Origin of the sequence: Pseudomonas paraeruginosa PA7 (assembly GCF_000017205.1) — a bacterium.
Lineage (GTDB): Bacteria > Pseudomonadota > Gammaproteobacteria > Pseudomonadales > Pseudomonadaceae > Pseudomonas > Pseudomonas paraeruginosa.
In genome coordinates, this window is sequence record NC_009656.1 from 1,556,909 (window position 1) to 1,568,477 (window position 11,569).

General features: G+C 66.8%; 13 protein-coding genes. 7 read left to right on the forward strand and 6 right to left on the reverse strand.

Going from position 1 to position 11,569, the window contains the following annotated elements:
- Positions 1-32: 32 nt before the first annotated feature.
- Genes PSPA7_RS07305 through PSPA7_RS07315 form a run of 3 tightly spaced genes read right to left on the reverse strand, consistent with a single transcriptional unit; the run spans position 33 to position 2,809 of the window.
- On the reverse strand, positions 33-803 hold the full coding sequence (locus PSPA7_RS07305; RefSeq protein ID WP_012074714.1) for an ABC transporter permease: 771 nt from the start codon (positions 801-803) through the stop codon (positions 33-35).
- Positions 796-1,689, reverse strand: a complete 894-nt coding sequence (locus PSPA7_RS07310; RefSeq protein WP_012074715.1) for an ABC transporter permease — start codon at positions 1,687-1,689, stop codon at positions 796-798. The genes PSPA7_RS07305 and PSPA7_RS07310 overlap by 8 nt, the downstream gene beginning before the upstream one ends.
- Positions 1,690-1,693: 4 nt before the next feature.
- Positions 1,694-2,809, reverse strand: coding sequence for an ABC transporter ATP-binding protein (locus PSPA7_RS07315; protein ID WP_079262159.1), 1,116 nt, complete (start codon positions 2,807-2,809; stop codon positions 1,694-1,696).
- 233 nt (positions 2,810-3,042) lie between these two features.
- Here PSPA7_RS07315 and PSPA7_RS07320 point away from each other — a divergent pair, with 233 nt between their 5' ends.
- Positions 3,043-3,759 (forward strand): tRNA-uridine aminocarboxypropyltransferase, encoded by a 717-nt coding sequence (locus PSPA7_RS07320; RefSeq protein ID WP_003150104.1) that lies wholly within the window; start codon positions 3,043-3,045, stop codon positions 3,757-3,759.
- Between the two features lie 6 nt (positions 3,760-3,765).
- On the opposite strand, the gene PSPA7_RS07325 is transcribed toward PSPA7_RS07320, so the two are convergent.
- Positions 3,766-4,692: a DMT family transporter gene (locus PSPA7_RS07325; protein ID WP_074197305.1), complete on the reverse strand. Its 927-nt coding sequence runs from the start codon at positions 4,690-4,692 to the stop codon at positions 3,766-3,768.
- Positions 4,693-4,824: 132 nt separating this feature from the next.
- On the opposite strand from PSPA7_RS07325, the gene erdR reads away from it, so the two are divergent.
- Together erdR and PSPA7_RS07335 are read left to right on the forward strand one after the other, a co-directional pair.
- Positions 4,825-5,478, forward strand: a complete 654-nt coding sequence (gene erdR / locus PSPA7_RS07330; RefSeq protein WP_003092229.1) for a response regulator transcription factor ErdR — start codon at positions 4,825-4,827, stop codon at positions 5,476-5,478.
- Between the two features lie 71 nt (positions 5,479-5,549).
- Positions 5,550-5,921: a diacylglycerol kinase gene (locus tag PSPA7_RS07335; protein WP_003092226.1), complete on the forward strand. Its 372-nt coding sequence runs from the start codon at positions 5,550-5,552 to the stop codon at positions 5,919-5,921.
- Positions 5,922-5,989: 68 nt separating this feature from the next.
- On the opposite strand, the gene PSPA7_RS07340 is transcribed toward PSPA7_RS07335, so the two are convergent.
- Complete coding sequence (locus PSPA7_RS07340) at positions 5,990-7,600, reverse strand: FMN-binding glutamate synthase family protein (RefSeq protein WP_003150109.1); 1,611 nt, start codon at positions 7,598-7,600, stop codon at positions 5,990-5,992.
- 242 nt (positions 7,601-7,842) lie between these two features.
- Here PSPA7_RS07340 and PSPA7_RS07345 point away from each other — a divergent pair, with 242 nt between their 5' ends.
- Positions 7,843-8,106: a type B 50S ribosomal protein L31 gene (locus PSPA7_RS07345; protein WP_012074719.1), complete on the forward strand. Its 264-nt coding sequence runs from the start codon at positions 7,843-7,845 to the stop codon at positions 8,104-8,106.
- The gene (gene ykgO / locus PSPA7_RS07350; RefSeq protein ID WP_003092209.1) at positions 8,106-8,258 is read left to right on the forward strand and encodes a type B 50S ribosomal protein L36; all 153 of its coding nucleotides are present in this window, start codon (positions 8,106-8,108) and stop codon (positions 8,256-8,258) included. The genes PSPA7_RS07345 and ykgO overlap by 1 nt, the downstream gene beginning before the upstream one ends.
- 27 nt (positions 8,259-8,285) lie before the next feature.
- On the opposite strand, the gene PSPA7_RS07355 is transcribed toward ykgO, so the two are convergent.
- Positions 8,286-9,071 carry a helix-turn-helix transcriptional regulator gene (locus PSPA7_RS07355; protein ID WP_003150111.1) on the reverse strand — a complete coding sequence of 262 codons (786 nt, stop codon included), beginning with the start codon at positions 9,069-9,071 and terminating at the stop codon, positions 8,286-8,288.
- A gap of 127 nt (positions 9,072-9,198) precedes the next feature.
- Here PSPA7_RS07355 and PSPA7_RS07360 point away from each other — a divergent pair, with 127 nt between their 5' ends.
- Together PSPA7_RS07360 and PSPA7_RS07365 are read left to right on the forward strand one after the other, a co-directional pair.
- Entirely contained in the window at positions 9,199-10,014 is an 816-nt protein-coding gene (locus tag PSPA7_RS07360; RefSeq protein ID WP_012074721.1) for a carbon-nitrogen hydrolase family protein, read from the forward strand.
- A 199-nt stretch (positions 10,015-10,213) separates the two neighbouring features.
- Positions 10,214-11,536, forward strand: a complete 1,323-nt coding sequence (locus PSPA7_RS07365; RefSeq protein ID WP_012074722.1) for an APC family permease — start codon at positions 10,214-10,216, stop codon at positions 11,534-11,536.
- Positions 11,537-11,569: the final 33 nt, after the last annotated feature.

The window sequence follows — 11,569 nt, forward strand, 5'->3', positions numbered from 1 at the left end:
GCCTCTGCGCGAGGCCCGCGGGTTTCGGCGGATCAATGGCCCTTGATGGCGCTGGGGGAGAGTTTCGAGGCGATCACGATCAGCGCCAGGGTGAGCAGCATCAGCAGGGTGGAGACGGCGTTCACTTCGGGCGTCACGGCGATCTTGATCATGGTGTAGATCTGCGTCGGCAGGGTGGCGAAGCCGCCGCCGGCGGTGAAGAAGGTGATCACGAAGTCGTCGATGGACAGGGTGAAGGCCATCAGCGCGCCGGCGACCATGCCCGGCATGATCAGCGGCAGGGTCACCAGGCGGAAGCTCTGCCAGGGCGTGGCGCCGAGGTCGCGGGCCGCCTCGGTGAGGCTTTCGTCCATGCCCGACATGCGCGCCTGCACCACCAGGGCGACGAAGCCGACCGAGAAGGTGATGTGCGCGAGGGTCACCGAAAGCATGCCCAGGCTCATGTTCAGGCCGATGAAGAAGATCACCAGCGAGACCCCCATCAGGAGTTCCGGAATGGCGATCGGGGTCAGTACCAGCAGGGGCAGCACGCGCAGCTTGAAGCGATGCAGGGCGACCCCGGCGAGGGTGCCGAGCAGGGTCGCCACGCTGGCCGAAACCAGCGCGATGACCAGCGAGTTGGCGGCGGCCTGGAGCATGTCGCGGTTGCCGAACAGCTTGCGGTACCAGTCCAGGGTGAAGCCGACCCACTCGGCGTTCAGCCGCGAGTCGTTGAAGGAGTACAGCACCACGATCACCAGCGGTACGTAGAGGAACAGGTACACCAGCGCGGTGGCGCTCCAGAGCAGGTAGGGCCTACGCATGGGCGCCTCCCTTGCGGGCGCGCGCGGCGCCCATGCCGAGGGCGACCAGCAGCAGGATGCAGCCGGTCAGGGCGATCGACAGCGCGCTGCCGAACGGCCAGTCGCGGGAATCGAGGAACTGGCTCTTGATCAGGTTGCCGATCATGATGCCGTCGGTGCCGCCGACCAGGTCGGGGATCGCGAACATCCCCAGCACCGGGATGAACACCAGTGCCGCGCCGGCGGCCACCCCCGGCAGCGAGAGCGGGAAGGTCACCCGCCAGAAGCGTTGCCAACGACCGGCGCCGAGGTCCTGGGCGGCGTGGAGCAGGGCCGGGTCGTGTTTCTCCAGGTTGGCGTAGAGCGGCAGGATCATGAACGGCAGGTGCACGTAGACCATGCACAGGACCACCGCGAACGGAGTGAACATCAGGCTGATCGGCTGCGCGCCGAACAGGTCCAGCGTGGCGTTGATCCCGCGGGTCAGGGCACCGGACGGCGAGAGGATGATCATCCAGGCGTAGACGCGTACCAGCAGGTTGCTCCAGAACGGCAGGATCACCAGCAGGATCAGCAGGTTGCGCCACTTCGCCGGGGCCCGGGCGAGGGTGGTCGCCACCGGGTAGGCGAGCAGCAGGCAGGCCAGGGTGGTGACCAGGGCGTAGCCGAAGGACTTGCCGAACAGTTGCAGGTACACCCAGCTCTCGGTGAGCCGGGTGTAGTTCTCCACGCTGAGGTCGTAGACGGTCCGCCCGTCCTCGCGGTACATCCAGGGCGCCAGGCCGCCGTAGTCGCCGGGAAAGCGGAACGAGGCGAACAGCATGATCAGCGCCGGGACCAGGAAGAAGAACAGCAGATACGCTTGCGGTGGCCAGACCAGCAGCCACTTGCCGAGGTTCTTTCTCATCGTGTCAGGCCCTGACCAGGTGGCCGGCATCGAAGCGCCAGGCGGCTTCCACCGCGTCGCCCACCTCGAAGAACCTGGCCCGGCCAGGGGTGGCGTTGGGCAGCAGGGTTTCCAGGCGCTCGCCGTTCTCCAGTTCGACGATGTACAGGGTCACGTCGCCCAGGTAGAGCAGTTCGGCGACGCGGCCGCGGAAATGCACCTCGTCGCTGTCGGCGGTGACGCTCTGCGCCAGGCGGATCTTCTCCGGCCGCAGGGTCAGCACGCAGGGCTCGCCGGGCTGGGCGTCGAAGGACTTCAGCGCCTGGACCTCGCCCAGACCCCGGAGGTCGATGCGCACGCGCTCGCCGTCGACCGCCTTGACCGTGGCGTCGAGCAGGTTGCACTGGCCGATGAAGTCGGCGACGAAACGACTGCGTGGGAAGCTGTAGATGGTTTCCGGGGCGTCCAGCTGTTCCACCCGGCCCTGGTTCATCACCGCGATGCGGTGCGACAGCGCCAGGGCCTCGCCCTGGTCATGGGTGACATAGACGAAGGTGATGCCGACCTCCTTCTGCAGGTTGATCAGCTCGATCTGCATTTCTTCGCGCAGCTTGGCGTCCAGTGCCGACAGCGGTTCGTCGAGCAGCAGCAGGCGCGGCCGGTTGATCAGCGCGCGGGCGATCGCCACGCGCTGGCGCTGGCCGCCGGAAAGCTGGGTCGGCATGCGCCCGCCCTTGTCCGCCAGGCGTACATCCTTCAACGCCTGCTCGACGCGGGCGTCGATCTCGCTCCTGGCCACGCCGGCCATCTTCAGCGGGAAGGCGATGTTCTGCGCCACGCTCATGTGCGGGAACAGCGCATAGCTCTGGAACACCGTATGCACCGGGCGCCTCTCCGGCTCGACGGCGGCGAGGTCCTGGCCGTCCAGGCGGATCTCGCCGCTGTCCGGCTGATCGAAGCCGGCGAGCATGCGCAGGAGGGTGGTCTTGCCGCAGCCGGAGGGGCCGAGGAGGGTGAAGAATTCGCCGGTGTTGATCGTCAGGCTGACATTGTCGACGGCGGTGAAGTCGCCGAAGCGGCGGGTCACGTTGCGGATCTCGAGCAAGGGGGCGTCACTGGTCTGGAGAAGCGGTAAGGTCAGCGGGCGGGGCCGGCTGCCCGGTGTCGAAAAGGGGGCGGATTATAGGGATCGCATACCGCTCTAACTAGACGTGGAAGGCCCCTGCAAAGAATTTTTTTCCGGGGGCGCGAAAGTTGTCCGACAAAGCAGGAACCACGCGGGCTCTGGTAGAATTTCGCAATCGCTTTCCAGCCCCGTTTCCCCGAGTCTTCGATGTTCCTTCGCCCGTCCTGCCCGCATCGGGAGTCCGTCCGATGAGCCATGCCGTTTCCCGCCTGCGCCAGGAGCGCCTGGCGCGCAGCCTGAAACCCTTCGTCGCGCGCGGTTCGCGGATGCCGCGCTGCGAACGCTGCCGACTGCTGCCGAGCTACTGCATGTGTGCCTGGCGGCCGCGGGTCGAGGCGCGCGCCGGCATGTGCCTGATCATGCACGACATCGAGGCGCTGAAGCCGACCAACACCGGCTGGCTGATCGCCGATAGCGTGGCCGACACCTTCGCCTTCGGCTGGTCGCGCACCGAGGTCGATCCGTGCCTGCTGGCGCTGCTGGACGACCCGCAGTGGCAGCCGTACCTGGTGTTCCCCGGCGAATACGTGGCGGCGGAGCGGGTGGTGAACGCGGTCGGCCCGCCGGCGGAAGGCAAGCGGCCGCTGTTCATCCTGCTCGACGCGACCTGGACCGAGGCGCGCAAGATGTTCCGCAAGAGCCCTTACCTGGAGCGTTTCCCGGTGCTCAGCCTGCTGCCCGAGCAACTCTCGCGCTACCGCCTGCGCCGCTCGACCCGCGGCGAGCACCTGTGCACCGCCGAGGTGGCGGCGCTGTGCCTGGAACTGGCCGGCGACGTGGCGGCGGGCGAGGCGCTGGGTGCCTACCTGGAGGTGTTCAGCGAACGCTACCTGGGCGCCAAGCGGCACATTCCGCTGGACGAGGACAGCCCGGCGCACCGTGCCCTGGCGCCGTTCCGCGGCTGAGCGCGATCAGGCCGGGCGCGCTTCGGCGGCGAGCCCGCGTGGCCACAACTGCGCCACCAGCATGCCCGCCAGCATCAGGGCGCAGCCGAAATAGCCGCGCAGGTGCAGGGTCTCGCTGAGGAACAGGGCACCGGCGATGGCGGCGAACACCGCCTCGAGGGACAGGATGATCGCCGCGTGGGAGGCGATGGCGTGTTTCTGCGCCACTACCTGCAGGGTGAAGCCGGTACCGACGCCGAGCAGGCCGCCGTACAGCAGGGCGGGACCGGCCTGGACGATGGCGTCCCAGTGGATTTCCTCGAAGACCAGCGCTAGCAGCAGGCTCACCACCGCGCAGGTGGCGAACTGCAGGAAGGCCAGGCGGATCGGGTCGTAGCGGCTGGCGAACAGGCCCACCAGCAGCACATGGGCGCCCCAGACCAGCGCGCCGGTGAGTTGCAGCCAGTCGCCGGAGGCGACCTGGAAGCCGGGGCCGATGCTCAGCAGGGCCATGCCGACCACCGCCAGCGACGCGCCCAGCCAGGTGCCCAGGCCGGCGCGCTGGCCGAACAGCAGGCCGAGCAGCGGCACGACGATCACGTAGAGGCCGGTGATGAAGCCGGAGTTGGTCACGCTGGTGAACAGCAGGCCGACCTGCTGCAGGTTGATCCCGGTGGTCAGGGCGACGCCGAGGATGATCCCGGCGAGCAACTGCCCGCGATTGAAGGGTTGCGCGCCTTCGCGTCGCGAGCGCAGCATCAGCAGTGGCACCAGCACCAGGGCACCGAGGACGAAGCGCAGGCCGGTATAGAGGAACGGTCCGATGGCATCCATCCCCAGGCGCTGGGCGACGAACGACACCCCCCAGATCATGGCGGTGATCAGCATCAGGATATCGGCACGCAGGGCTTGGCTTCGCATGGCTCGCTCGACGGGGCGGAGAGGGTTCGCCACTCTGCCAGCAAGCCGGGGTGTTTGAAAAGACGAACGCGGCGTACGAGGTTTCCCTCATTCGGCTTGACCGGTCCGCCCTCGGTCGGCATCCTGAGCGCCGCCTCGGCTGGGCCGAATAACCTAGGACATGTCATGGCTTCTTACGAGATCCTGATCGCCGACGATCACCCCCTGTTCCGCAGCGCTTTGCACCAGGCCCTCACCCTGGGCCTGGGCCCCGACGTACGCCTGGTGGAAGCCGCCAGCATCGCCGAACTGGAAGCGCGCCTGAACGAGAAGGCCGATTGGGATCTGGTCCTGCTGGACCTCAACATGCCGGGGGCCTACGGCTTCTCCGGCCTGGTGCTGCTGCGCGGACAATACCCGCAGGTGCCGGTGGTGATGATCTCCGCCCAGGAGGAGGCCGCCGTGGTGCAGCGCTCCCGCGAGTTCGGCGCCAGCGGCTTCATTCCCAAGTCCAGTCCGCTGGAAACCCTGCAGCAGGCGGTGCGCGCGGTGCTCGACGGGGACACCTGGTGGCCGCCGCAGGACGCCGCCGCCGAAGCCCTCAGCGAGGAGGCCAAGGCCGCCAGCGCCGGACTCGCCAGCCTCACCCCGCAACAGTTCCGGGTCCTGACCATGGTCTGCGAAGGGTTGCTGAACAAGCAGATCGCCTACGACCTGAACGTTTCCGAGGCGACGGTGAAGGCCCACGTCACGGCGATCTTCCGCAAGCTCAACGTGCGTACCCGGACCCAGGCGGCGCTGCTGTTGCAACAAATGGAGACGGTTCCGGCTTCTCATTGAGAAACGGCTTAACGCTTTTTTGACCAGCCGGTGGCTAGACTGCCGGCCTTCCGAATCGATGAGACCCCGACGTGTCGCCTTCTCCCTTCAAAGGCCAGACCGGCCTCAAGCGTATCCTCAACGCCACCGGCTACTCCCTCGCCGGCTTCCTCGCCGCCTTCCGCGGCGAAGCGGCCTTCCGTCAACTGGTGCTGCTCAACGTGGTGCTGATCCCGGTGGCCTTCCTGCTCGACGTCAGCCGCGGCGAGCGCGCCCTGATGATCGCGGTGTGCCTGTTGGCACTGATCGTCGAATTGCTCAACTCGGCGATCGAGGCCACCGTGGACCGTGTCTCGCTGGAACGCCACCCGCTGTCGAAGAACGCCAAGGACATGGGCAGCGCCGCGCAGTTCGTGGCCCTGACCGTGATCACCGTGACCTGGGCGACCATCCTGCTGGGCTGATCTTCCCGGACATGAAAAAGCCGGAGGCATCGCTGCCTCCGGCTTTTTTTTGCGTGTGGGGCGGCGGTTCAGGCCGCCGCGTCGAAGCTGTCGGCTCGCGCCATGTTCCACATGCGCTCGTAGAACTCGCCTTCGATCTTGCCGGAGAGCAGTTCGCCGGGCTTGAGGAAGTAATGCAACTGCGAGAACAGGCGGATCTCGGTATCGGTGATGCGGCGCACCAGGTGCTTGGCTTCGAGCTGCGAGGGGTGCTCCAGGCCCGCCGCGGCGAGCATCTCGGCCAGGCCCTTGAGGGTGTTGCGGTGGAAGTTGCGCACCCGCTCGGCCTTGTCCGGCACCACCAGCGCGCGTTGGCGCAACGGGTCCTGGGTGGCGACGCCGGTCGGGCACTTGTTGGTATGGCAGCTCTGCGACTGGATGCAGCCGATGGCGAACATGAAGCCGCGCGCCGAGTTGGCCCAATCCGCGCCGGTGGCCAGCACGCTGGCGATGTCGAAGGCGCTGACGATCTTGCCGCTGGCGCCGACCTTGATCTTGTCGCGCAGGTTGAGGCCGACCAGGGTGTTGTGGACGAACAGCAGGCCCTCGCGCAGCGGCACGCCGATATGGTCGGTGAACTCCAGCGGCGCCGCGCCGGTGCCGCCTTCCTTGCCGTCGACGACGATGAAGTCGGGGAGGATGCCGGTCTCCAGCATGGCCTTGGCGATGCCCATGAACTCCCATGGATGGCCCAGGCAGAACTTGAAGCCGACCGGCTTGCCGCCGGACAGCTCGCGCAACTGGGCGATGAACTGCATCAGCTCGATAGGCGTGGAGAAGGCGCTGTGGCGCGACGGCGAAACGCAGTCCTCGCCCATCGGCACGCCACGGGTGGCGGCGATCTCGGGAGTGACCTTGTGCTTGGGCAGGATACCGCCGTGGCCCGGCTTGGCGCCCTGGCTGAGCTTGATCTCGATCATCTTCACCTGCGGGTCGAGGGCCTGCGCGGCGAAGCGTTCAGGGTCGAACTTGCCGTCGCGGGTGCGGCAGCCGAAGTAGCCGCTGCCCAGTTCCCAGACCAGATCGCCGCCGTTCTCGCGGTGATAGGGGCTGATGCTGCCCTCGCCGGTGTCGTGGTAGAAGTTGCCCATCTGCGCGCCACGGTTCAGCGAACGGATGGCGTTGGCGCTGAGGGCGCCGAAACTCATCGCCGAGACGTTGAACAGCGAGGCGGAGTAAGGCTTGCTGCATTGCGGACCGCCGATGTCGACGCGGAACTCGCAGGGATCGCTGAGCGGCGCCGGGCGCATCGAGTGGCTGATGAACTCGTAGCCGGCGGTGTACACGTCGATCAGTGTGCCGAAGGGTTTTTCCGAGCTTTCGTTCTTCGCCCGCGAGTAGACTAGCGAGCGCTGGGCGCGGGAGAAGGGCAGGGCGTCGCCATCGGCCTCCAGCAGGTACTGGCGGATCTCCGGGCGGATGCCTTCGACCAGATAGCGGATGTTGCCCAGGATCGGATAGTTGCGGCGCACCGCATGGGGCGTCTGCATCAGGTCGAACAGGCCGAGCAGGCTCAGCGCCACGCCCAGCAGGGTGAATGGCCAGAGCCACTCGAAGCTGCCGAGGAACGGCAGGCTGAGCAGGGTGAGCAGGACGATACAGGCGAAAAACGCATAGCGACTGAGTAGCGACAGATTCATCACGTCTCCGATCTTCAGGCTTCGGTTCAAATGGGTAGTCACCTTCTTCGAGGCGTCTACGACGGGTCCCCCCGCGCTAACCAAGCGCTGATTATGGGAAACAAACGGGGATAGAAAGCAAGCTAATTATTGTGTCTGGATGATCGGTCGGCCGAATGGTCGAAGGAAACTTCCTACGGAGTTGCGAATTATTCTTATCGGAGTAATATGTAACTATATAACATTGTATAGGAGGCTATCCCATGAAACCCGGCATCCATCCCGATTACCGCCCGGTGCTGTTCCACGACACCTCGGCCGACGTGTTCTTCCTGATCGGCTCCACCGCGGAGACCGACAAGACCCACACCCACACCGACGGCAAGACCTATCCCTACGTGACCCTGGACGTTTCCAGCGCCTCGCACCCGGTCTACACCGGCGAACAGCGCAAGACCAAGAGCGAAGGTCGCGTGGCCGGGTTCAACAAGCGTTTCGCCGGCTTCGTCGGCGGCAAGGGGGCCTGATGAAAGTCCTCGCCTCGCTGAAACAGGCCAAGCTGCGCCACCGCGATTGCCAGGTGGTGAAGCGTCGCGGCCGGCTCTACGTGATCTGCAAGTCGAACCCGCGCTTCAAGTGCGTGCAGGGCCGGCCGAAGCCGAAGATCAAGCGCCGCTGAGCAGCGACGGGGCGGACCACCGTCCCGTCAGCCCTGGGCCTGGAGGAACAGGCCGAACAGCTCGGACTGCGACTTGATGCCGAGCTTGCCGTACATGTGCTTGCGGTGGACCTTCACGGTTTCCGCCGAGATCGCCAGCTTGCGGGCGATCTCCTTGCTCGAGCAGCCGCTGAGCATCAGCCGGCCGACTTCCAGTTCGCGCGCGGTCAATGGCGTACCCATCTGTTCCGCGACTTTCTCCAGCGAGCCCTGCCAGCCCGGCTCCGGCGGCGCCGGGCTGTTCAGCACCTCGTCCTCGAAGGCCAGGCGCTGGCGCATCAGCCCGGCCACCCAGGGCCGCACCAGGCCGAGCACGGCGAGCTGTTCCGGCGTGAAGCGCTGCCGCGAGCCGAGCGACAGGCAGAGGGTGCGTTCGCCGGCCAGTTGCACGTTGACCTGGATTTCATCGGCCACCACGTTGAGGCGGAAGTAGCGCTGGTAGTAATCGGTCTGCTCGAAGCACTCCGGGGCCACGTCGGCCAGGCGGAACAGGCCGCTCCCCGGATTCTCGCGGCTGGCGATGTAGAACGGGTCGAGCAGGTAGAGACCGCGCAGGTAGTCCTGGAACAGCGGGTCCGGCCCGCCGTCGGCCCCCGGGCACTCGGCGAACACCTGGGGGCGGCCCTGGCTGAAAAGCAGGGCCACCCAGCTGTCGAAGGGCACATACTGGTCGAGCAGGCGCACCAGGCGGATCCAGAAGTCCGGTGCGTCCAGCGCTTCGACCAGTTGTCCGACGGAGCGGTGCCAGGCGATATCCTGCAAGGTGAAACTCATCATCTACCCCTGTTGGGTTAACCCTCGGACGTAATTATCGGCGCGGGGAACGCCAAGCATACTGTGCCGACCCCTGCATTCGAACAGCGCGCGTGCCGAACAGCGCCGAGAACAACAAGGAATTCCGATGAAAGTCGAACTCGTCCAGATCGCCGGTCGCGATGGCGACACCGCGCATAACCTGGAACGCGCCCTGGCGGCCATCGCCGGCTGCGCGGCGGACACCGAGCTGGTGGTGTTCCCGGAAACCCACCTGACCGGCTTCCCCAGCGAAGACAATATCGCCGCCCTCGCCGAGCCGCTCGACGGCCCGACGGTCCGCGCGGTGCAGCGCGCCGCCCGTGAACGCAACGTCTCGGTGGCGATCGGCATCGCCGAGGCGGATGCCGGCCGCTATTACAACACCACCGTGCTGATCGCTCCCGACGGCATCGCCCTGAAATACCGCAAGACCCACCTGTGGGCCTCCGACCGCGGCATCTTCACCCCCGGCGACCGCTACGCCACCACCCTGTGGAACGGCATCCGGGTCGGCCTGCTGGTGTGCTTCGACATCGAGTTCCCGGAAAGCGCGCGGGCCCTCGGCCAACTGGGTGCGGAACTGATCATCGTGACCAACGGCAACATGGACCCCTACGGCCCGACCCACCGCACCGCGATCATGGCCCGCGCCATGGAGAACCAGGCCTACGCGGTGATGGTCAACCGCGTCGGGCATGGCGACGGCGGGCTGGTCTTCGCCGGCGGCAGCGCGGTGGTCGATCCCTACGGCCAGTTGCTCTGCGAGGCCGGGCGCGAAGAATGCCGGCAGATCGTCGAACTGGACCTCGGCCGGTTGCAGGGCGCGCGTCGGGACTACCGCTACCTGGAAGAACGGCGCCTGGTCCTGCCCGGCGAGCGGCGCGAGTACCCGGACGGCCTGCGCGAGCTGCTGATTCCCTGATTCACCACGGCGCGACAGGAGCGTCGCGTCGTCCGCCGTCCGCCGGCGAGCGGGCGAGGATCGGCCCGGAAAGCCGTAGCACAACGATGGGCGCCCGAGCGTCCGCCGGTCTCCCGGGTGAGGGGAGGCCCCTGCGCCCCGCGGCCTGGCCGGCTGCGGGCCACTGCCATAACAAACGATAATTCCGGAGTAAGCAGTAATGGCCAGACTCAAGCGCACCCTGTCGCTGGGTTCCGTGGTGCTGTTCGGCATCGCCTACATGACCCCCATCATTGTCCTCGGCACCTTCGGCATCCTCGCCGAGACCACCCAAGGGCACGTTCCCGCCGCCTACCTCGCCGCGTCACTGGCGATGCTCTTCACCGCCCTCAGCTACGGACGGATGGCGGCCGCCTTCCCGGTCGCCGGCTCGGCCTACACCTATGTGCGCAAGGCGATCAGTCCCGCGCTCGGCTTCATCGCCGGCTGGGCGGTGCTGCTCGACTACCTGTTCCTGCCCATGGCGATCTGGCTGATCGGCGCCGCCTACCTGCACTCGGCGTTCCCCGCGGTGCCCAACGCGGTCTGGGTGCTGGCGTTCATCGGCGTGACCACGGCGATCAATATCGTCGGCCTGCGCCTGGCGAAGAACGTCAACGGCTTGCTGATGCTGGTGCAGTTCCTGGTGCTCGCCGCCTTCGTCGCGCTCTGCGTGCACTACGTGCTGGGCGATCCGGGCAAGCCGCTGTGGTCGCTGCAACCGTTGCTCGGCGGCGACCTGCAGGTGCCGCTGGTGATGGGCGGAGCGGCGATCGCCTGCTACTCGTTCCTCGGCTTCGACGCGGTCAGCACGCTGACCGAGGAAACCCGCGATCCGCGGCGCAACATCCCGCGCGCGATCCTGCTGATCACCCTGCTGGGCGGGTTGATCTTCATCGTCACCTCGTACTTCGTGCAGCTGGCGCACCCGTCGTTCGCCTTCGACAGCGCGGACTCGGCGGCCTACGAGATCGCCCGCAACATCGGTGGCGACCTGTTCGTCAGCTTCTTCCTGGTCGGCCTGATCGTCGGCCAGTTCACCTCCGGGCTGTCGGCCCAGGCCAGCGCTTCGCGCCTGCTGTTCGCCATGGGGCGCGACGGCGTGCTGCCGCGGCCGTTCTTCGGCCGCCTGGGCAAGCGCTTCGAGACGCCGGTGAACAGCATCGTCCTGTGCGGCGTGGTAGCCCTGCTGGCGTTGCAGATGGACGTGACCACCTCGACCTCGTTCATCAACTTCGGCGCCTTCCTTGCTTTCAGCCTGGTCAATCTGTCGGTGATCTTCCATTACTATCTCGGCGCCGAACGCCGCGGTGCGCGGGAAACCCTGCTGTTCCTGGTGTTCCCGGCGATCGGCCTGCTCGCCGACCTGTGGCTGATGGCCAGCCTCGATCATCTGGCGATCGTCCTCGGACTTTGCTGGTTGGCGTTGGGCGCCGTCTACCTGGCGGCGATCACCCGGGGCTTCCGCGAGCCGCCGCCGGAGATGAGCTTCGAGGAAGGCTGAGGCGGAATCGACGCCCGATTCGCGGCGGCAAGA